Below are 20,047 nucleotides of genomic sequence, written 5' to 3' on the forward strand. Positions count from 1 at the left end.
AAGTGCCCCCCCATCCGTAAAGGAGCCACCTTTCGGGCCAAGCCGGTTGCATCATCTGTCTCCACCATCAGCCCACAAACTGTCGCCTCCCCTTCTGCCGGCTGCGGCCGATCCCCAGGAATCTTACGAACCAGTCTGTGCAATGACGCAGGCTTCCCCATCCCGATCACGCTATCGTAGTCGCCGCACATTCCAGCATCCGTCTGATAAGCCGTGCCAGCAGGCAGAATTCGGTGATCGGCCGTTGGAACATGCGTATGCGTCCCCACCACGACAGAAGCCTTGCCGTCGAAATAGGCACCAAAACCCATTTTCTCACTGGTGGCTTCAGCATGAACATCGATCAGGATCGCATGAACCGTCACTCCCAAGCGATGCCGGGAGAGGATTTCGCTGACGACCCGGAAAGGATCATCCAGCGGATCCATAAAAATCCGCCCCATCACGTTAATGACAAGTGCCCGGCGCCCACGACTGATTTCGACGATATGGCTCCCCTGCCCTGGGGTTCCGGCAGGATAATTGGCGGGTCTGACGATGTGAGGGGCCTGATTGATGTACCCGATCATGTCTCGCCGATCCCACGCATGATTGCCCAACGTGATCACATCGACACCGGCATTGTGCAGGCTCTTGGCAATATCGGGAGACAGGCCATATCCGTGTGACGCGTTCTCTCCATTGGCGACCACCAGATCAAGCGAGAGTTTCTGGCGCCAGTCGGCCAGGTTCCGGATAATGGCTTCACGCCCGCTACGCCCGATAATGTCGCCAAGAAACAACAGTCTCAACAGTCAGTCTTTCATAGTGATTTTGGAAAAATCGGTCCTGATGATTCCGCGCTCGGTCACGATCGTCGGGATCGGAATATCGTAAGGACCTCTGGGAACACGATCGACCTGTTGTCCGGCAAAACCGAAACCGATTGCCGTTACATCCAGCATGGCCAGAGTACGATCATAGTAGCCGCCCCCATATCCGAGCCGATAGCCAAAAACATCGAAGGCCAGAAACGGCACCAGAACCAAATCCGGAATATCGATTTCACCCTCGGGATGCGATGTACCAAAGCGACCTGCCACCATGATGCTGGCAGGCGTCCATCGCCGGAAGATCAGGGGGGAGCCTTTGCGCGTGGTTTCCGGCAGCAAAACCTGCCGTCCGGACACAGAAAGACCATGGCAGAGGGGGCGGAGATCCACTTCTCCGGCCAGTGGCCAGACCGCCGCGATCTTGCGAGCCGGGCGTGCCAGAATTTCTCTCAAGAGGAATTTCTGCAATACCGCCTCGTCATCAGGAGAAGCGGCCTGCCGCAACTGGGCCATTTTCAGGCGCAGGTCTTTTTTTAAAAGGTCGAGGTCAGAAATCTGTGGAGCCGCCAAAGCCGTTGGTCTTTTCAGCCCTCCTAGACCTGCAAGTGCAGGTGGGCACCGGTTAACGTGACCAGGGCCACGACAGAGCCAGTTCCCTAAGGAATGCTTATCGGCCCGGGGGATGATTTGCCTGACGCACCAGGCAGCTCCACCACCTATATTAGACTGCCCAGCCCGATATTCAATGTAAAGGTTGCAGAATTAGGGGGTGCGCTCGAGTTCCGCAGCCAGAAGCTCCGCCTGCCCCGCCAGACGTGCCAGACGGTCCTGCCTTGCCCCTTCAAGCCGAAGGAACTGCTTGGCCTGCTGAATCTGCGCCTCAGCCTGGGGTGAGATCTGCCGACGTTTCAGCTCAAAGATCTCATCGGCCATCAGCAGGGCGGCCATCATGAGCGTCTTGGATTCGCTTGCGGCCCCACCCAGAGTCCGCGCCCGCTGAAGCCAGCCTTCTACATGACGAGCCATGTCATAAAGATGCGCTTCCTCGCCATCCTGACACCCGACATTATAGACGTAGCCATTGAGACGAATGGATACCTGTCCCATCGGTCAGTCCTCCTTCCTGTCAAGCACGCCCTGAATGCGAGCGCACAACGCATCGATATTGGCCGCGAATTCCGAAAGATCCGGAGCAGAATGCAGCGCACGCTCGCAGGCTTCCTTCGCTAGCACATGACGCTCGGATGCCGCGGCGATCCGCATCATCGCTTCCTCAAGACGTTCAACCGTCTTATCGTCCTGCACACTATCTGTATCTGTCTCGTTTACCGCCACGATCTTTCCGTTCATGCACTCATTCTGCCAGTAAATGCCCGATTAAAATGCCCAATACAGATCCGCTCCGGCAAGACCATCAGGAAAGACCCGATCCCGGCATGGGGTCAAGGACATCACTACCTGCTCACTACCCTGTTTTCATAATTCCGTCCCGTCAGGAGATGGATCAACTGCTTCTGTCCTGGGATAAACCGTTTCTTGCCCTCTCCGCTGAAAGTGCGGGTAACGCGTTCGGCATCCGATGGTGGCTTGAAGTTGTGAGATCATGGGCCGGACGATCCATTCTGGACTGCGGCGCATCACCCACAATTGCCCGGCAGGCACTGGATGCAGGAATTGGCTGGGCCATCTGCCGGGTCAGCGCTGCCCAGTTCCGGGCCTTGGAAACATATAATGATTATCGCGGACGTATCCTGCCTCTCCGTCCGCCTAGCTCCTGCCGCCACAATCTGCGAGAACGTCCCCATGACAGCTTGTGATCTCTACCCCGTTCTGCCCGCTGGTTTTAAGACGGACGCTGCCCTTGAGGTACTCCGCGACATCCTCGGGCTGCCCACAATAACGGCTCTTCGCATCCCCGCCGGATGGACCCCGGAGGCAACACAGCTTTCACAGCTCGTGGACCTACTCCATGCTAATGGTGTCGCCATGATCCTGGAAGTCGCGGGATCGCTGGCTGACACACCAAAATCTCTTCTGGGGATCTGTGACGGACTCCATGCAGCCAACGTCGAAGAGCTTGTAAACCTGCGTAAGACGGTTGGAAGCGACATGCCTGTTGGCTGTCTGTGCACCAATCGCGACGACGCCATGAAGTCTGGCGAATCGGGGGCCGATTACGTCGCATTTCCGCCCGGCGATCTGGAGCTAGTGAAATGGTGGAGCTCCGTCATGGAACTACCAGTCATCGCCGAAAATATCCGAAATACGGAAGACGCCTCGTCTGCCATTACGGCAGGCGCCGACTTCCTTGCCATCCCACTTCAGTTCGATGGCAAGGATGCTGAGCGTTTTTCAGCGATGACCCTTCTTGCTGCCGGCTGACGCCGGTTTCAGCACCGGCACAGGCAGAAGTGTATCCTGCGTGAAGTAGAGAACGCCGTTGGATTGGGGGAAAGACCTACTCCCCAGACGATTGGTCTGACCTGCCGTATTTTCAAGGACCAGTTCGCCTGTCTGCGGGGAACGCAGCACGCCCAGCAGATCACCATACAGGGTCTTTAGCCCGATAGCGCGACCATGATTGCGTTGGATGGCCTTGCGCAGAGCCGCCTCATCCCATTTCCCATATGCAATCGTATAGCCCAAAATGTGAGTGAGCTGCCCACGATTGGCGGGCGCAAGCAGTCCACCCGGCCAGCGGGCGCTCAGACGCTCCATGGCGGCGTTGGGAATGGCAAAGAGCGTGTAGGGGCCCGGACCACTGATCCAAGGATCGAGTTTCGCAACCTGCATGGCCTTGACGTAATCGGAAAGTTCCAGCGATCCCGCAATGTTTTCATTGAGCGGCCGGTCCTCATAGGACAGCATCGGCGGCGAATGATAGGCAACCGGGCTGTTGGGAGCGCCGTCCGGGCTGGGCTGATATGCTTGGACGGCGCTCCCAGGCATGAGGGCCGCGCGGGCACTGATCTGGGTCTCGAAGCTATCCTGGTAGTTCTTCGTCCAGTCGGTACCCTGCCAGTCAGGATCGCCGCAAGCGGAGAGCGAGCCCCCCAAAAGAAGCCCCACGCCGAGTTTCAGTCCCTTCCCCCAGCGCGGAAACCATCCTGACGAGAAAACATCGAGTCGCACATCCATGCCTGATCGCACCATCCTGTGAGCGGGAGAAACGACCATAGAGCAGGTTGGCCGAATCAGCACCCATCCCCGCGCATGGTCCATCCGACGACCTTGCCGCTGACCAGCTCAAATGTCGTCTGACAGCTGGTGTTGTAATAGGTCGCCGGGAAACCGCCGCCCCATCCACCCATGCCACCCCAGCCGCCTCCCCAGCCGCCCATACCACCCCAGCCGCCGCCCCAGCCGCCCATGCCGCCTCCCCAGCCATCCCAGCCCCAGCCACCACCGCCGGAATACTGGGTCTGGTTATCAATATAGGCGAGGAACGTATGGCCCTGAGCGTCGTAGTTACGGGTGGGCACACCGAACTGACGCAGCACGTCCACTTCGGACTTGCCAACCATGGAATCCAGAACCTTGCGCTGCTGAAGGGTGGGGACTTCACAGGCCGAAAGACCCAGCAGCGCCAGGACGGACAGCAATCCAATTTTTTTCATCATCATTTTCCCCGACTGTGCCGCGGCAATGCGGTCATGTTCCTCTTTCGACACGTTCTAGCCCTTCTGACGCAAAAGAAGGATTAAAACTCCTGCAAGTTCTGAAAAGATCAGGCCAACCACAAAATGTCACTGATCCGCGGCGCTCCGGTTGCCAGCATGACCAACCGGTCAAACCCGAGCGCAATCCCTGAACAGGGCGGCAGATCCGGCAAAGCCGCCAGAAACGCCTCGTCCACTGCCCAGTCCTGATCCGGCGACAGTTCCATACGACGCTTACGATCCGTTGCAAAACGCTCCCGTTGTTCCACCGGATCGGTGAGCTCTTCAAAAGCGTTCGCCAACTCCAGCCCGCCCACATAAAGCTCGAACCGCAGAGCCGCACGCCCGTCCTCGGGGTCCCGGCGTGCAAGCGCCGCCTGTTCCGCAGGCCAGTGCGTCAGGAACGTCGGACGAGTGCGCCCGATCACGGGCTCGACACGCTCCAGAAGAAGCCGGAAAAACAGGTCCTCCCAGCTCTCCCCGTTCCGCAGGCCAACACGCGCCTGCCTGGCGAGAGCTTCGGCATTTCCCGCTGTCCCCAGCAAATCCGCCCCCACATAGCGGGCGAATGCAGCCTGCATCGTCAAACGCTCGAAGGGGAGTGACAGATCAATGACATCCATCCCCCGATGCACCACGGGCGGCAGAAGCACGCGCAGGAAGGATTCGGTTTCATCCATGAGAGACGACAAATCCGCGCCCGGACGATACCATTCGAGCATCGTGAACTCCGGGGCATGCGTATTGCTGGCCTCACCGTTGCGCCAGACACGCGCCATCTGGAACACCGGCCGTCCCGTCGCCGCGACAATCCGCTTCATCGCGAATTCCGGACTCGTATGCAGGAAACGCGCCTCACGGGAGCCGTCCGGCCCTTCAAGCTCCGTCCTAAAACAGCGCAGATGGACTTCTTCGCCCGGAACAGGAACCGCGAACGGCGTTTCCACTTCCAGATATCCGCGCTCTTCAAAGAAGGTCCGGACCGATCTGACCATCAGCGTACGGCGCTCAAGCAGGGGCAGGCGCTCGGCAATCCGGTCCGGATCAGCAGACAATACGGTCATGACGTCTCTCGCTCCTGTTGCAAAACCGGGACCCGCACCGCTAGAGGCATCACATGGATGACATGGTCAAGACAGCCCCACAACATTCCGCGAAACGTTCTGCAAAACGTCACACACTTCGCACACCGTCCGACCTGATCGAGGCAGGGCTGGCGGCGGAAGCCGACCGCGTAACGCTCGAAGCGGTGGGCGAACGCTTCACAATGGCCATTCCCCCCGCCTTTCATGAGCTGATCACGCATCCGGACGATCCCATCGCCCGACAGGTCATTCCCGATGCGCGCGAACTCGTCACGCTACCTCACGAAGACGCGGACCCGATTGGCGATGACGCCCTGTCCCCCGTCCCCGGCATCGTGCACCGCTATGCAGATCGTGCCCTGCTCAAGCCTTTGCTGGTCTGTCCACTTTACTGTCGGTTCTGTTTCAGGCGCGAACATGTCGGCCCCGGCGGTGGACTGCTTAGCGATACACAGCTTGAAGCCGCACTCGACTGGGTGCGACAGCATCCCGATATCCGCGAAATCATCCTGACAGGCGGCGATCCACTCATGCTGGCTCCACGCCGGCTAAAGCATATCGTGCAGTCCCTGTCCTGCATCCCGCACATCGAAACCATCCGCATCCATTCCCGCGTTCCCGTCGCCGACCCGGCCCGTATGACAGAAGACCTTCTGGATGCGATGGAAACCGACCGCGCCATGTGGCTGGTCGTTCACGCCAACCATGCCAGAGAGCTGACTCCGCAGGCGGCAAAGGCGATCCGAGCCGTCCTGTCCCGGGCCATTCCGGTGCTCTCGCAATCCGTCCTGCTGCGCGGGGTCAACGATACGGTTGAAAGTCTGGAAGCTCTACTGCGGGCATTCCTGAAAGCGCGGGTAAAACCCTATTACCTGCACCATCTCGATGCCGCCGCAGGAACAGGACATTTCCACGTTCCCGTCGCGGAAGGGCAAGCTCTGCTGAGGCAGCTACGCGGGCGCGTGACTGGCCTGGCCTGGCCAACCTACGTCCTCGATATTCCTGGTGGCCGGGGCAAAGTTCCGATCGGGCCGGAATATCTGGACTCTACGTCTCCGGGCACGGTCTCAACGCCTGACGGAGAGGCATGCAGCTTCACCTGACACGCCTCATAAAATGAAACCGCCTTATTTGGCGTCGAACATGTGAGTGGCATGGGTAATGGCCCCGCCCGCACGGATGGCGGCAGCCACAAGGGCGATCTCGGAGAGCTGCGCATCTGTTGCGCCGGCCTCGCGGGCTGCCTTGACGTGAAGCTCGATACAATAAGGACACTGCGTCGTCAGAGCGACGGCCACGGCGGCGAGCTGCTTGGTCAGTGCGCTCACTGCACCTTCCTCGAAGGCGGCACGGTCGAACTGCCAGAACGCATCCATACCCTTCGGGGAATTGGCTTCAAGATCAGAAATACGCGAGAGGTTCTTCATATCGTACATGCGGCTTCTCCTTGCCTTTCGCTCTGACCATCAGGGCAGCGACATATTCTGACATGACCTATCCGGAGCCCGGCCCCAAGCCCCCTACCCTTCACACTTTCCTGAAGACACAAACCGTCCAGCGCCCCTTGGCCTTGCTTCCAGCCCCCGTGCAGCGCTAGAAGCCCACAAGACGTGACAGAAAATCCCTTACCCAGGGTCATCAGGACACAAGCATGAAACAGCAAGCCAACCTTATCCGGGCCGGCCAGGTCATCGAGCATGACGGTCGCCGCTGGACGGTTCTCAAGCAGCAGATCATCACCCCGGGCAAGGGTGGCGCCTTCATTCAGGTCGAAATGCGCGACCTCAAGACGGGCAATAAGACCAACGAGCGTTGGAGAACGGCTGACTCCGTCGAGCGTCTGATGACGGAAGACAAGGACTACACCTATTCCTACATGGATGGTGACAATGTCGTCCTGATGGACCCGGAGACGTTCGAGCAGCTGATCCTCGCCAAGGACATCTTCGGCGACCAGTTCGCCTTCCTTCAGGACAACATGCCGCTGAACGTCAAGCTGGTCGAAGGCGACCCGGTTGGCGTGGAACTGCCGCCGCATGTGACCCTGGAAATCACGGAAGCCGATCCGGTGGTCAAAGGTCAGACGGCCAGCTCGTCCTACAAGCCCGCCGTCCTGTCCAATGGCGTCAAGACGCTGGTCCCCCCGTTCATCGAAGCCGGTGAGCGCATTGTTGTCCGCACGGAAGACGCCTCCTACGTCGAACGCGCGAAGGACTGATCCACCATGCGTCTCTCCCCGCACATGGCCGTCATGCAGGGCGCGGCACAGAAGGCTTCACGCCGTCTGCTCCGTGATTTTGCAGAGGTCGAACAGCTTCAGGTCAGCATCAAGGGCCCAGGAGATTTCGTCTCCCAGGCCGATCTGCGCGCCGAAACCATCCTCCGCGAGGAACTGAGCCGTGCGCGGCCGGGCTACGCCTTCCTGATGGAAGAAAGCGGCGCTTCGGGCGGGGACAACTGGACCTGGCGCTGGATCGTCGACCCGCTGGACGGCACGACGAACTTCCTGCATGGCATTCCGCACTGGGCCATTTCCATCGGCCTTCAGCGCAGATTGCCGGACGGATCAGTCGAACTGGTCGCGGCGGTTGTCTACAACCCGGCTGCCAACGAAATGTTCTGGGCCGAAAAGGGCGTGGGCGCGTTCCTTAACGAGCGTCGCCTCCGCGTCTCCGGTCGCCGCAACATGCTGGAAGCCGTTTTCGCAACGGGCATTCCCTTTGCGAAGGTCCCTAGCAGCAGCCGTCTGCCGTTCGCCCGCGTTCTTGGTGCCCTGATGCCGCAGGTCGCGGGGATTCGCCGCTTCGGTGCCGCTGCCCTCGATCTCGCATGGGTGGCAGCAGGCCGCTACGAAGGCTACTGGGAATTCGGCATCAAACCATGGGACTGCGCAGCCGGTCTGCTTCTCGTCCGCGAAGCCGGTGGTTATGCGACCGACCCGGATGGCAACGAACTCCATGATTTGCCGGATGACGTGAATGTCGTTGCCGGAAACACCAACCTGCACGGCACCCTGCGCGCGCTCGTGCATGAGGCCCTGAACCGGGGTTGATCTACCGGAGCTGACGAAACTGCCCTCACGCCCCATTGCGGGAGTCGTGAGGCGTCGTCTAGGATCGGCCTGACATGAACAGGCCGATCCTCTCCTCCCTTTCTCTGGCGGCCTTTCTGGCCTGCCTCTCGCTGCCCGCCGCACAGGCACAGGTCACCAGCAATCTGGATGATCTGCCTCAGGGCAAGCCAGCTCCCACAGCAAAAAAACCGCCTGCGGCGCTACAGACGGCCCACACCTCCGCCGCACACAGCAACACGAAGCCGGTCTCGCAGAAACCTGCCGCGACATCCACGCCTGCCCCGGCAGCCACTCCGGTCAAATCTGCTCCGGCGCATGAGACGGTTCCGGGCGTTCCCCCCGCTCCGCCGCCGCCCGTCGTGCTGCCCCCGCCATTCGTTCCAGTCCAGCTCCATCCGCCTGTTCCTCCGGCGGACGTGACAGCTGTCGCCGATGCCGCAAGCCATACGGAATCGCTGCCTGACGGTGGATTGCGGGTTCTGTTCGCATCCGGAAGCGACGCGCTGAACGCCGACAGCCTCAAAACGCTGCAGACCTATGGAACCGAACTCTCCCATCACCCGGAAGAGCGGGTGGTGCTGATCGCTCATGCCACTCTGCCGGGCGATGACGTCTCCATGCCACGTCGCATCGCGCTGGCCCGTGCGCTCACCGTCCGTTCGATCTTCATTCACGCAGGCGTGGCCACGACCCGTCTCTATCCCCGCGCGCTGGGACGTCCGGACGCCGGAGACAGCGCACCTGCCGACCGGCTGGATATTGTCATCGAGACAAATCCCGCAGCCCCCTCACCTTCCGCAAACGGCCTGCCAAAATAACATCAGGAAAGACACGCCGTGACACGTCCTACGACCTATCTGCTCCGAATGGCCGTTTTCCTTGTCGCGGTCGGCCTTCTGGCCGCGACAATGGGCACGACCCTGCTTCATGCTTTCAACGCGAACCCCAAACTTGATGCCATCATCCTCGGCGTACTCCTGCTGGGCATCCTGTGGAACCTGCATGTCGTCCAACGCCTCATGCCGGAAGTGCACTGGGTTGAGCTCCTGCGTCAGCCCCGCGCCGGTCTGGCCGCTCCCAAGGCGCCGCGCCTGCTCGCCCCCATGGCCAGCATGCTGGCGGCCCGCAACCGCACGGACCGCCTGACGCTTTCGACCCAGACGACACAGGCCATGCTCGACAGCCTGTCCTCGCGTCTGGACGAAAGCCGGGAAATCTCCCGCTACATGACGCAGCTCCTGATTTTTCTGGGACTGCTGGGGACGTTCTACGGTCTTCTGCTGACGGTCAGCTCCATCGCATCCGTCATCGGCGGCATGTCCGCAGGCGGCGGCGATATGGACGTCATGTTCAACCAGCTCAAGACCGGATTGGCCGGACCGCTGGCAGGTATGTCTACAGCGTTCTCAGGTTCGATGTTCGGTCTGGCCGGCGCACTGGTTCTCGGCTTTCTGGATCTGACGGCCGGTCAGGCCCAGACCCGCTTCTTCAACGAGCTGGAAGAATGGCTGGCCGGTGTCACGCGCGTCAGCGGCAGCACGGCCATCGACAGCGACGGCGCACCTGTCCCGGCCTATGTTCAGGCCCTGCTCGAACAGACCGCCGAAAATCTGGAAACGCTCCAGAACGCCGTCTCCCGCAGCGAGGAAAACCGCGTCCGCGAACTACACATGCTCGACAGCCTCCAGGAGCGCCTGCGCGGCATGACGGATCTTCTGGCTGCAAACCAGACGCTCATGACTCGCACCGCCGAAACCCAGACTGCCCTCCTGCGCCATATGGGCGATGACGGTCCGGGCTCGCAGGGCACAGCGCTCATACGAATTGAAACGCATCTCAGCCGACTGATCCAGGAACTGCATGAAGGTCGCGCCCAGACGATCGGAGAGCTCCGCAACGATCTCCGTGTTCTAGCCCGCACGATCGCCGCGGCTTCTGGCAGCGCGCCCCCCCCCCCCGGCAGGCAGGACTGATCCATGGCCCGGCGCAGACGCGGATCTCACAACGCCCTCGATGCTTGGCCCGGCTATGTGGACGCTCTGTCCACCCTGCTGATGGTCGTGACATTCGTCCTGTTGGTGTTCGTCGTGGGGCAGCAGTTCCTTTCGGTCTCGCTGTCACGACGCGAACACACGCTTGACGCCCTGCAAAAGCAGCTGGCCGAGCTGTCTCACATGCTGTCGATGACAGAAGACAAAAACAAAAGCCTCTCCTCGACCGTTGCCACCCTATCGGACGAAAAGCAGCACAATCAGGTCCAGCTCCAGACTCTCTCGACCCAGATCGCCGCCCTAACAGGGCAACTTCAGTCAAAAGATCAGGCTCTGGCCTCGGCTGATGACACGAGCAAACAGCAGAATAGCAAGATCTCTGACCTGCAGGCCCAGATCGAGGAACTGACCCGTCAGCTTCAGGCAATCAGTAACGCTCTCGATATTGAAAAGAAGGCCGAACAGGGCAAGGACGCCCAGATTGCAGACCTTGGCAACAAGCTCAATCTTGCACTTGCCGACAAGGTCAATCAACTCAAGCGCTACCGGTCGGAGTTCTTCGGGCGCCTGCGCGACCTTCTGAAAAACCAGAAGGGCGTAAACGTCGTGGGAGATCGCTTCGTTTTCCAGTCGGAAATCCTGTTCCCGCAGGGCAGTGCCGATCTGACGCCGGAAGGCCGCAAGGAAATCACGACGCTTGCCCATACCTTCAAACAGGTCGCCTCAACGATTCCGACAGATCTTCCGTGGATTCTGCGTGTGGACGGTCACGCCGACCGCCAGCCGATCCACAGCGCCTTTCCCAGCAACTGGGAGCTGTCTTCCGAACGTGCCATCACCGTGGTCAAGCTGCTCATTGCCGAAGGTGTGGACCCGCACCATCTGGCCGCGACAGGCTTTGCCGACTACCAGCCTCTGGACGCTGCCAGCACACCGGCGGCCTATGCCAGAAACCGCAGGATCGAATTCCGTCTGACGGACCGCTGATCCCACTCCCGCCTGCCTTTTCACAAAGGCAGGCTTTTGCGCAGATCTACTGACATTTCTGCGATAATCCCTTATGTAGCACCCATGACCGATACCCCGCTCTCTCTTATCCGCAATTTCTCGATCATCGCCCACATCGATCACGGTAAATCGACGCTGGCCGATCGCCTGATTCAGGCCTGTGGTGCCCTGACCGCGCGTGAGATGAAAAACCAGGTCCTCGATTCGATGGAACTCGAGCAGGAGCGCGGGATCACCATCAAGGCGCAGACCGTCCGCCTGACCTATCCGGCCAAGGACGGCAAGGTTTACACGCTGAATCTCATGGACACGCCGGGCCATGTCGACTTCGCCTACGAAGTCAGCCGCTCGCTCGCTGCCTGTGAAGGCTCGCTTCTGGTGGTCGATGCCTCTCAGGGCGTGGAAGCCCAGACGCTGGCGAACGTCTATCAGGCCCTCGACGCCAACCATGAAATCGTCCCGGTCCTGAACAAGATCGACCTTCCGGCTGCTGAGCCCGAGCGCGTCCGCGCCCAGATCGAAGACGTAGTTGGCATTCCTGCCGATGATGCCGTCGAAATCAGCGCCAAGACCGGTATCAATATCGAAGGCGTGCTCGAAGCCCTTGTCCAGCGCCTTCCTGCCCCTACGGGCGATGCCGAAGCCCCCCTTCAGGCCCTGCTGGTCGACAGTTGGTACGATGCCTATCTTGGCGTCATCATTCTCGTCCGCATCAAAGATGGCCGCCTCAAACGTGGTGACCGCATCCGCATGATGCAGACCGGCGCGACCTATCATGTCGATCAGGTCGGCGTGTTCCTGCCCAAGATGCAGTCGGTCGACAGCCTCGGCCCGGGCGAGATGGGCTACATCAACGCCGCCATCAAGACCGTCGCGGACTGCAATGTCGGCGATACCGTCACTCTTGACCGCCGCCCTGCCGAGAAGGCTCTTCCGGGCTTCAAACCGTCCATTCCCGTCGTATGGTGCGGCCTGTTCCCGATCGACGCGGACGATTTCGAAAAGCTACGTGACAGTCTTGCGAAGCTGCGCCTGAACGATGCGTCATTCCACTTTGAAGCCGAGACCTCGGCTGCTCTGGGCTTCGGCTTTCGCTGCGGCTTCCTCGGCCTGCTTCATCTGGAGATCATCCAGGAACGCCTCTCGCGCGAATTTAATCTGGACCTGATCGCAACAGCCCCGTCCGTAGTCTACAAGATGCATATGACGGATGGCACGGTCGAAGATCTTCACAACCCGGCCGACATGCCGGAACTGAGCAAGATCGAAACCATTGATGAACCATGGATCAAAGCCACCATCATGGTACAGGACGAGTATCTCGGCCCGGTCCTGACGCTGTGCTCAGAGCGCCGTGGCATCCAGGTTGATCTGACCTATGTCGGCAACCGCGCCATGGCCGTCTACCGTCTGCCGCTGAACGAAGTGGTGTTCGATTTCTACGATCGCCTCAAATCCATCAGCCGCGGCTATGCCTCGTTCGACTACCAGATGGATGGCTACGAAGAGAGTGATCTCGTCCGCATTTCCATCCTTGTGAACCACGAGCCGGTCGATGCCTTGTCCTTCATCTCGCACCGCACAGTCGCTGAGCAGCGTGGCCGATCGATCTGCGCCAAGCTCAAGGATCTGATCCCCAAGCAGCTCTTCAAAATCGCCATTCAGGCCGCCATCGGCTCCAAAGTCATCGCCCGTGAGACGATTGGCGCGTTGTCCAAGGATGTGACGGCCAAATGTTATGGTGGCGACATTTCCCGCAAGCGCAAACTTCTGGATAAGCAGAAGGAAGGCAAAAAGCGCATGCGCCAATTCGGTAAAGTCGAAATCCCCCAGAGCGCCTTCCTCGCTGCCCTGAAGATGGACTGATCCCTGCCTTATGTCGAAAAGCGCTGCCATCCTGTTCGTTCACAATGAAGTCGACACGATCGGATGGTGGCTCGCACATCATGCGACCATCGGATTTTCAACACTGATCGTCTGTGACGACAATTCGACTGACGGAACAGCCGCGATTTTGTCTAACGCGGCCACACTCTACGACATCCGCGTCCATTCTTCCGATACAACCCTGACCGAACGGCTGGACCGTCAGACCCGCTTCCACGCAATGGCTCTGGAGCAGGGCAAAAACGAATTCGACTGGATGATGATCCTGGCGGCGGATGAATATCTGCATTTTGAAACCGCCAGATCCGTCGCCGAGTTCACTGCCGCCGCATCTGCCACCATGCTTCCGATAAACTGGTGCCTGTTTGGCTCGTCAGGCCGCACGGTTCCATCCCCCTTCTCTCCGGTTGAAACCTTTACACGGCATGGTCTGCTGAGCCTGCCTGATCATCGCATCGTTCGGCACCTCGTTCAGCCCCGCCAAATCGGCAACAATCTGCCCGATCCGTTTTCAGCACTTGATAAAAGTGCAACCTGGGCCGACAGTCGTATCCTTCATTTCGCCGCTGGCGATCATGAAAGCTTCCTGCGGCGCAACTCCAGCACCACGCCGGACAAAGCCTGGCAGAATTTCGACCGCAACGACGCCGAATATACAGGCGCGAGCCGCTGGCTGCCGGAAAGCCGCCGAATTGCCTCTTCCGTCGTACAGGCGTCGCTGACGGATCTTTACTGGCACCTCAAGGCCACCGTTACTCATGCAGATCGGTCCGTTTTGCAGGATCTAGGCCTAACACCGGCACAATTTTCCACGCCATCATCCCGCCAGCCCCCTCCGCAGTTCCATTTCTGCACACTCGGCCAGACGAAGCAGCTGATGAAGGACATGCAGACGGGATCTCTCGTGTCTGTCGGGGCGGGAGATATGAATTTCGGCCGTTACAATCCCCTGATCATGGCCCTCGAAGTATCGGATGGAGATGTCTGGAACGCTTGCCTCTTCACGGAGAACCCACTCCCCGGGCGCTACCTTTCCCTTCCCGGTTCGCCCACGCTTCTGCCGATGGTGCCGCTTCATGTCATGATCGCAGAAAATAAGGTCCTGTCGCCCATCAGTGGCGCAGAAATCCGGATTGCCATTCCCGACCATGCTCTGACCAAAATCGACGCCACTACGGCACTCTACACGCGGATGACATCATTCATGGTGCTGACGGCGGAAGGTCATGGTCTTGCCGATCTTTTGCGGGGGATCGACCGGCTGCCAGCGCCAGACGCCAGCGCGCTGGGCTGTGCCATTGCGATGCTTGCCCCCGACGACGCCGAACGCCTCGCGCAGGCCTTCCCTGGCTTGATCCCACGAAGCCTCATGCCGCTGCGTCCCCCTCAGCCCTGAAGCAACACTCTTCCGGAACAGCGCAAACATGATGAGGCGGCGCATGTTGTAAAATATACATGCTGGCCCGGGTGATACCGACAGTTTGGACGACCAATTCCGTCTATGATTTCTAGTCGGCAAAGACATACTCGACACGCGAGCAGATCACCAAGCTCGTTCAATCGAGCGAGCCACTCTTCAACAGCAAAAAAAACCAGAGAGCTCTTCGAACCCTCCAGAACCGAAAAAAAATCGAATCCGAAATGAAAAGATATGATCCGGCCCGTGGCAGGAACGGCTTTTTTGACTATAGCTTGGCCCAGCCATTACCTGCCCCCGGAGCGTCCGCTTGCTACTACCCAGACTCGACCGCTGGTTTCATATCACGGCCCGCGGTTCAACGATCCCACGTGAGATCATTGCCGGACTGACGGTTTTCGGGGCCATGGCCTATATCGTGGCCGTCAATCCCGCCATCCTTTCGGCAGCGGGTCTGGACCGCCATGACATGGTCATGACGACCATCGCCGGCGCAGTCGCCGGCACACTCCTGATGGCTCTCTGGGCCAGACTGCCCATCGCCCTCGCTCCCGCCATGAGCAGCAACGTCCTGTTCGCACAGGTCGTCGTCCAGCAGGCCCATGTCAGCCCGCGCACGGCCTTCACGGTCGTTCTGTTCAGCGGCCTGTGCTTCACAGCTCTTTCCCTCAGCCAGATCCGCCAGCGCATCATCCGCGGCTTCCCGCCTTCAATCGTCCTCGGCATCCAGATCGCCCTCGGCGCTTTCATTGCCCGGATCGGCCTGACAACAGGCGGGATCGCCGTCCCTTCATCTGAAGGCCTGACATTTGGATCCCTGCACAACCCGTCCGTTCTACTCAGCATGGCAGGTGTTGTCCTAAGCGCCATCCTCGTGGTGCTGCGCATTCCGGCAGGTCTGCTCATCGCCATTCTGGCCATCACCATGGCCGGCCTTTTCATCCAGACACCTTCCGGCCCGATCACTCATCTACCCGCCCAGCTTCTGGACTGGCCGCACTACCCGACCAACCTCTTCCTTCCATTCGATTTTCACGAATATTTTTCCCATCTCGGACTGCTCGTCCCCATCACCCTGTACTTCCTGCTAAGTGATTTCTTCGACGCAACCGCAACCATGATGAGCGTCGCCCATCGCGCCGGTCTGGACGGAACAGTCGAAAAACCCGCTCTGGACCATCGCGCCTTTGGTTCCGACGGTGCCGCAAGTATCATTGGTGCCTCGCTCGGAACATGCACAGTCTCCGCCTATGTCGAGAGCCTTGCAGGCGTTGAAGCCGGTGGTCGCACAGGCCTGAGCGCACTGGTCGTCGCCGTCCTGTTCGCCCTGTCTTCGGTATTCTGGCCGCTCATCACCGCTATTCCGGCCATTGCCACGGCCCCCGTGCTCATTCTTGTGGGCCTGAACATGCTCGGCAGCCTCAGTCGGGTCGCCGAAACACCCTCAGAAGCCATCCCGCCTCTGACCATGCTGCTCATCGCAGGTGTGACGGGGAATTTCATGCTGAGCCTGTCATGTGGCCTGCTGATCTACACCGCACTCGCTATCGCCACGCGCCAGTTACAACGCCTGACACCCATCGTTCTCGGCCTGGATGCCGCCTTCGTCTTCTACATGATCCTTCAGGCCCACATGGGCGCATGACTACTTTCGAGATGCAGTTTTAACTCTTTCTTTATGACTTCCGGGCAGGCTGTCTGTCATGACTTCCTGCCCCGCCGCCCCCCGCCACGTCTTCATTGCCACACCCTGCTTCGGTGGCACCGTCACACTAAACTACATGCAGTCCCTGATCAGCTGCATGGCCGCAGCCCCAGCCCATAACCTGCAACTGACGCTCTCGACCATCGGAAGTGATGCCCTTATCACACGGGCCCGAAACACACTGCTGCATCAGTTCGTAACCATGACCGATGCGTCCCATCTTCTCTTCATCGACAGTGATATCGGCTTTTCCATCACCGATATTCTCGCCCTTCTGGATGCAGATCGTCCCCTGATCGGCGGGACTTACCCTCTGAAATCCCATTACTGGGACAATGATACGGACCGTTTCATCGCCGCTGGAGAACCCGCCGCCACGGCCAGCTTACGTTATGTCGGCGACTGCACTGCGCTTCACGACGGCAGTGCACCAAGCGAAATAGCGGCCGTCTCTTATATTGGCACCGGCTTCATGCTCATGACGCGCCAGATGGTGCGCGACATGATCACCCATTATCCGGAAACGCGTTACAGCCGCATCGACGCCAGAACCGAAGGCAGCAGTCCGGACGTCCCCTCCTCAGACGCCTACGCTCTTTTCGACTGCCTGATCGATCCTGAAACCCGTACCTATCTTTCCGAAGATTTCGCGTTCTGCCGACGCTGGATCACGATGGGCGGAAGCGTCTCTCTACACCGCCGCCTTTCCCTGACACATACCGGCAGCACGACGTTCAAGGGCAACCTGGCCATCCGAACCCTATCCCTTTCCTAACCCCCCAACCGACCCAATCCGATTTCCCACGCCCCTTGCCACTATTCGGTCATATTGAAACGATTTAAGTAATCATGCGGTGTCGGGAGCGTGATGCATACATTCCCCGACACCGCTCCCCCATATTCAGACCATGGCCGCCTGCCGGAAATACGGAATATTACTTAGCGGGTCCGCCGCACCCGCAGCCGTATTGTAATACTGCTTGTGAAAACGGCTGAGAACGGCCGGATCACTCGTCGCCGGCAAGGCCGCTGAAACCCTATAATACCGGATACGCGCCATCGCAGACGCATATCTCAGGTTTGAAACCAACTGTGCACTCCTCGGCAGATCCTGCGAAAGCATCCCCTGTAGAATCCGTCCAAACCGCTTTCCGGCCGGATAACACAGAAAATTGACCCAGCAATCGTCATGCGTCGCGGGCTCCATCTGCCACAGTCCCAGAGCCGGTCCCCCACCAATCTGTCTTACATAAGTGCCCCGACTCTCCGCCAGAGCCGTTCCCGTCACCAGATTGACCGCAACATCCCCATCAAGCCCCAGCGCCGCCAATGCCGGAGCAACCACCAAATGCTTGAGCTGGCCCACATCAATTCCGCTCATGCCGCCCCCCTCACTTTGTGCTCAGGGACAAGGCAAAATGCACCATACCCGTTCCCAGAATGGATGTTACCAACGTGATGATCCCGGTAATGACCGCCCGCCCCCCGATCAGGCGGTCCAGTTTGCCGTTGACGACACGATTCCCCTCGTCAACCTTCGCTTCCAGCAACTTCATCTGATCCCGCAACGACGAAATTTCCTGCCGCATCTCAGTACGCAGTTCCTCGTATCGATCCGACAGCCCTCCTGCGATCGTCTCCAGCCGCAGCACCCGATCCTCAAGCATCCGAAGCGTATAAGCCCGTCTCTCATTTCCATCAGCCAGACTGATTGCCAGGCCTTCCCTGTCCGACATGCCGTCCCCCAAATAAAAAAAGCGCTCCCCGAGGGGAACGCTTTTGTGGCATTAAGCCATTAATATAGAAACAAACATGCCGTTTATCAACGAAAACCTAAAACCCACCATCTGACACAGGAAAAGCCGCCTTGGCCCTCCTGCCAGATAGGCGCATAATAGTGCCCCATGAGCGTTCCCACGACAGAAACACTTCTTGATCTGCGCGGTCTGGCCTGTCCGATGCCCGTCCTTAAGGCTAACCGCGCCCTGCGCGACATGCCGCCAGGTGCGAAGCTCCGTATCCTCGCGACAGACCGCGCATCCGTGGCAGATTTCCAATCCTACTGCCGCGAAACCGGCCATGCGCTCATTGCGTTTACAGACACCGCAGGCGTTCTTTCCTTCATGATCCGGCGACGTGCAGAAACGTCACCGTCCTGAAGAAACTCCAGCGTTCCCATGCTCGGGGCTGGCAAAACCTGTCTTCTGCCTGTAATCCCCTCGCTACCTTGTTCCAAAGTGTGCCTTGAGGCTTTTCATGCCCGAACCCATTGATGCCATGTCTTTCGAGGATGCTCTCTCCGAACTGGAGCGGATTGTCCGCGGCCTTGAAGGCGGCCAGATGAAGCTCGAGGACGCTATTTCCGCCTATGAACGCGGTGCTGCCCTGCGCAAACACTGTGATGCGAAGCTGGGAGAGGCCGAGATGCGTGTCCGCGCCATCGTGCAAAACGATGACGGCACGACAGGCACGGAGCCTCTTGCCGATACCGGAGAGTCCGGCCGATGAATGCCCCTACCACGTCTGTTTCCCTGAAGGACGCGCTCGCCCGCGCCTGTTCCGAGATCGAAAGCACGATCGACAACCTGCTGCCTATGGTGCCGGGAGACGAGTCTGTTCTTATTGAGGCCATGCGCTACGCAGCCCTCGGCGGCGGCAAGCGTCTGCGTGGTTTCCTGGCTGTCGAAGTGGCCACTCTGTTTGGCGCCGACCGCCAGGCCGCCCTGCGTGTCGCTGCATCGGTCGAACTACTTCACGCCTACTCGTTGGTACATGATGACCTGCCGTCCATGGACGATGACGACCTGCGACGTGGACAGCCGTCCACGCACAAGCAGTTTGACGAAGCCATCGCGATTCTGGCCGGTGACGCCCTTCAAACCCGCGCTTTTGAAATTCTCGTCGAGCCTGAAACCAGCCCCAACGCGACCGTTCGCGCCAATCTGGCGCTTGCGCTTGCACAGGCTTCCGGATCGGCCGGTATGGTCGGCGGTCAGGTCATCGACATCCGTGGCGAAGGCCGTGCCCTCCCGCTGGACCAGGTCCGTCGTCTGCACGCCCTGAAGACCGGTGCCCTCATCCGCTATGCAGCCGAATCTGGTGCCATTCTTGCCGATGTGGACGACGCCCGTCGCGCCGCCATCGTCGCCTATGGGCGTGATCTCGGGACCGCCTTCCAGGTTGCAGACGACGTACTGGATTCCACAGCAACCGCCGAGGAACTCGGCAAAACCGCGGGCAAGGACGAAGCCAGCGGCAAATCAACCTACGTCTCCCTGCTCGGCATTGATGGTGCCCGTGCCGAAGCCCGTCGCCTGAGCGACCGGGCCCGGGAGGCCCTTTCATCTTTCGGTGCACAAGCCGACGCCCTCAGGGCTCTGGCAGATTATGTCGTCGAGCGCAGGAACTGA

The 20,047-nt window shown here is 59.6% G+C and carries 25 protein-coding genes and 1 other RNA gene (1 of these 26 only partly in view); 15 read left to right on the top strand and 11 right to left on the bottom strand.

Annotation, left to right across the window (positions count from 1 at the left end; translation table 11 throughout):
* The 5 genes from IGS75_RS01640 to IGS75_RS01660 all read right to left on the bottom strand — a co-directional run.
* Positions 1–791 carry the 5' portion of a TIGR00282 family metallophosphoesterase gene (locus IGS75_RS01640; RefSeq protein ID WP_202257401.1) on the bottom strand. The gene continues 25 nt to the left of window position 1, outside the view, so 791 of the gene's 816 nt are visible here — the first part of the coding sequence; it begins with the start codon at positions 789–791; the stop codon falls past the left edge of the window.
* A 3-nt stretch (positions 792–794) separates the two neighbouring features.
* Complete coding sequence (locus IGS75_RS01645; RefSeq protein ID WP_202257402.1) at positions 795–1,382, bottom strand: 5-formyltetrahydrofolate cyclo-ligase; 588 nt, start codon at positions 1,380–1,382, stop codon at positions 795–797.
* Positions 1,369–1,525, bottom strand: a non-coding RNA gene (gene ssrS / locus IGS75_RS01650) — 6S RNA. The genes IGS75_RS01645 and ssrS overlap by 14 nt, the downstream gene beginning before the upstream one ends.
* Before the next feature lie 49 nt (positions 1,526–1,574).
* Positions 1,575–1,919, bottom strand: coding sequence for a cell division protein ZapA (locus tag IGS75_RS01655; RefSeq protein WP_141351354.1), 345 nt, complete (start codon positions 1,917–1,919; stop codon positions 1,575–1,577).
* 3 nt (positions 1,920–1,922) lie between these two features.
* Positions 1,923–2,162 (bottom strand): hypothetical protein, encoded by a 240-nt coding sequence (locus IGS75_RS01660; RefSeq protein ID WP_202257403.1) that lies wholly within the window; start codon positions 2,160–2,162, stop codon positions 1,923–1,925.
* Between the two features lie 86 nt (positions 2,163–2,248).
* On the opposite strand from IGS75_RS01660, the gene IGS75_RS01665 reads away from it, so the two are divergent.
* Both IGS75_RS01665 and IGS75_RS01670 read left to right on the top strand, forming a co-directional pair.
* Positions 2,249–2,629: a hypothetical protein gene (locus tag IGS75_RS01665; protein WP_202257404.1), complete on the top strand. Its 381-nt coding sequence runs from the start codon at positions 2,249–2,251 to the stop codon at positions 2,627–2,629.
* Entirely contained in the window at positions 2,616–3,194 is a 579-nt protein-coding gene (locus IGS75_RS01670) for a thiamine phosphate synthase (RefSeq protein WP_141351636.1), read from the top strand. The genes IGS75_RS01665 and IGS75_RS01670 overlap by 14 nt, the downstream gene beginning before the upstream one ends.
* Here IGS75_RS01670 and IGS75_RS01675 read toward each other — a convergent pair.
* The 3 genes from IGS75_RS01675 to epmA form a co-directional block, all read right to left on the bottom strand.
* On the bottom strand, positions 3,165–3,950 hold the full coding sequence (locus IGS75_RS01675; protein ID WP_202257405.1) for a fasciclin domain-containing protein: 786 nt from the start codon (positions 3,948–3,950) through the stop codon (positions 3,165–3,167). The genes IGS75_RS01670 and IGS75_RS01675 overlap by 30 nt on opposite strands.
* A 56-nt stretch (positions 3,951–4,006) precedes the next feature.
* On the bottom strand, positions 4,007–4,435 hold the full coding sequence (locus IGS75_RS01680; protein WP_176582808.1) for a hypothetical protein: 429 nt from the start codon (positions 4,433–4,435) through the stop codon (positions 4,007–4,009).
* A gap of 104 nt (positions 4,436–4,539) precedes the next feature.
* Positions 4,540–5,535, bottom strand: a complete 996-nt coding sequence (gene epmA / locus IGS75_RS01685) for an EF-P lysine aminoacylase EpmA (protein ID WP_202257406.1) — start codon at positions 5,533–5,535, stop codon at positions 4,540–4,542.
* Between the two features lie 53 nt (positions 5,536–5,588).
* Between epmA and IGS75_RS01690 the strand changes: the two genes are divergently transcribed.
* On the top strand, positions 5,589–6,659 hold the full coding sequence (locus tag IGS75_RS01690) for a lysine-2,3-aminomutase-like protein (RefSeq protein ID WP_202257407.1): 1,071 nt from the start codon (positions 5,589–5,591) through the stop codon (positions 6,657–6,659).
* A 24-nt stretch (positions 6,660–6,683) separates the two neighbouring features.
* Here IGS75_RS01690 and IGS75_RS01695 read toward each other — a convergent pair whose 3' ends face one another.
* Positions 6,684–6,992, bottom strand: coding sequence for a carboxymuconolactone decarboxylase family protein (locus tag IGS75_RS01695; protein WP_202257408.1), 309 nt, complete (start codon positions 6,990–6,992; stop codon positions 6,684–6,686).
* Positions 6,993–7,207: 215 nt separating this feature from the next.
* On the opposite strand from IGS75_RS01695, the gene efp reads away from it, so the two are divergent.
* The 9 genes from efp to IGS75_RS01740 all read left to right on the top strand — a co-directional run bounded on the left by efp (position 7,208) and on the right by IGS75_RS01740 (position 17,412).
* Positions 7,208–7,774: an elongation factor P gene (efp, locus tag IGS75_RS01700; protein ID WP_062032946.1), complete on the top strand. Its 567-nt coding sequence runs from the start codon at positions 7,208–7,210 to the stop codon at positions 7,772–7,774.
* A 6-nt stretch (positions 7,775–7,780) separates the two neighbouring features.
* Complete coding sequence (locus IGS75_RS01705; protein WP_141351367.1) at positions 7,781–8,608, top strand: inositol monophosphatase family protein; 828 nt, start codon at positions 7,781–7,783, stop codon at positions 8,606–8,608.
* Between the two features lie 74 nt (positions 8,609–8,682).
* Positions 8,683–9,447, top strand: a complete 765-nt coding sequence (locus IGS75_RS01710; protein WP_202257409.1) for an OmpA family protein — start codon at positions 8,683–8,685, stop codon at positions 9,445–9,447.
* 18 nt (positions 9,448–9,465) lie between these two features.
* Positions 9,466–10,602: a flagellar motor protein MotA gene (locus tag IGS75_RS01715; protein ID WP_202257410.1), complete on the top strand. Its 1,137-nt coding sequence runs from the start codon at positions 9,466–9,468 to the stop codon at positions 10,600–10,602.
* 3 nt (positions 10,603–10,605) lie between these two features.
* Complete coding sequence (locus tag IGS75_RS01720; RefSeq protein WP_141351371.1) at positions 10,606–11,607, top strand: peptidoglycan -binding protein; 1,002 nt, start codon at positions 10,606–10,608, stop codon at positions 11,605–11,607.
* Between the two features lie 84 nt (positions 11,608–11,691).
* Positions 11,692–13,494, top strand: coding sequence for a translation elongation factor 4 (lepA, locus tag IGS75_RS01725; protein WP_141351373.1), 1,803 nt, complete (start codon positions 11,692–11,694; stop codon positions 13,492–13,494).
* Positions 13,495–13,504: 10 nt separating this feature from the next.
* Positions 13,505–14,911, top strand: coding sequence for a glycosyltransferase family 2 protein (locus tag IGS75_RS01730; protein WP_202257411.1), 1,407 nt, complete (start codon positions 13,505–13,507; stop codon positions 14,909–14,911).
* Between the two features lie 331 nt (positions 14,912–15,242).
* The gene (locus IGS75_RS01735) at positions 15,243–16,577 is read left to right on the top strand and encodes an NCS2 family permease (RefSeq protein ID WP_202257412.1); all 1,335 of its coding nucleotides are present in this window, start codon (positions 15,243–15,245) and stop codon (positions 16,575–16,577) included.
* A 58-nt stretch (positions 16,578–16,635) separates the two neighbouring features.
* Positions 16,636–17,412, top strand: a complete 777-nt coding sequence (locus IGS75_RS01740; RefSeq protein ID WP_202257413.1) for a hypothetical protein — start codon at positions 16,636–16,638, stop codon at positions 17,410–17,412.
* 126 nt (positions 17,413–17,538) lie between these two features.
* Here IGS75_RS01740 and IGS75_RS01745 read toward each other — a convergent pair whose 3' ends face one another.
* Together IGS75_RS01745 and IGS75_RS01750 are read right to left on the bottom strand one after the other, a co-directional pair.
* Positions 17,539–18,018 carry a hypothetical protein gene (locus tag IGS75_RS01745; protein WP_202257414.1) on the bottom strand — a complete coding sequence of 160 codons (480 nt, stop codon included), beginning with the start codon at positions 18,016–18,018 and terminating at the stop codon, positions 17,539–17,541.
* A gap of 10 nt (positions 18,019–18,028) precedes the next feature.
* Complete coding sequence (locus IGS75_RS01750; protein ID WP_141351383.1) at positions 18,029–18,373, bottom strand: hypothetical protein; 345 nt, start codon at positions 18,371–18,373, stop codon at positions 18,029–18,031.
* Between the two features lie 168 nt (positions 18,374–18,541).
* Here IGS75_RS01750 and IGS75_RS01755 point away from each other — a divergent pair, with 168 nt between their 5' ends.
* From IGS75_RS01755 to IGS75_RS01765, 3 genes are all read left to right on the top strand, one after another.
* The gene (locus IGS75_RS01755; protein WP_202257415.1) at positions 18,542–18,796 is read left to right on the top strand and encodes a sulfurtransferase TusA family protein; all 255 of its coding nucleotides are present in this window, start codon (positions 18,542–18,544) and stop codon (positions 18,794–18,796) included.
* A 97-nt stretch (positions 18,797–18,893) separates the two neighbouring features.
* Positions 18,894–19,145, top strand: a complete 252-nt coding sequence (locus tag IGS75_RS01760) for an exodeoxyribonuclease VII small subunit (protein WP_141351388.1) — start codon at positions 18,894–18,896, stop codon at positions 19,143–19,145.
* On the top strand, positions 19,142–20,047 hold the full coding sequence (locus IGS75_RS01765) for a polyprenyl synthetase family protein (protein WP_202257416.1): 906 nt from the start codon (positions 19,142–19,144) through the stop codon (positions 20,045–20,047). Before IGS75_RS01760 ends, IGS75_RS01765 begins: the two co-directional genes overlap by 4 nt.

The sequence above is a fragment of the Gluconobacter sphaericus genome, from assembly GCF_016757795.1.
GTDB lineage: Bacteria > Pseudomonadota > Alphaproteobacteria > Acetobacterales > Acetobacteraceae > Gluconobacter > Gluconobacter sphaericus.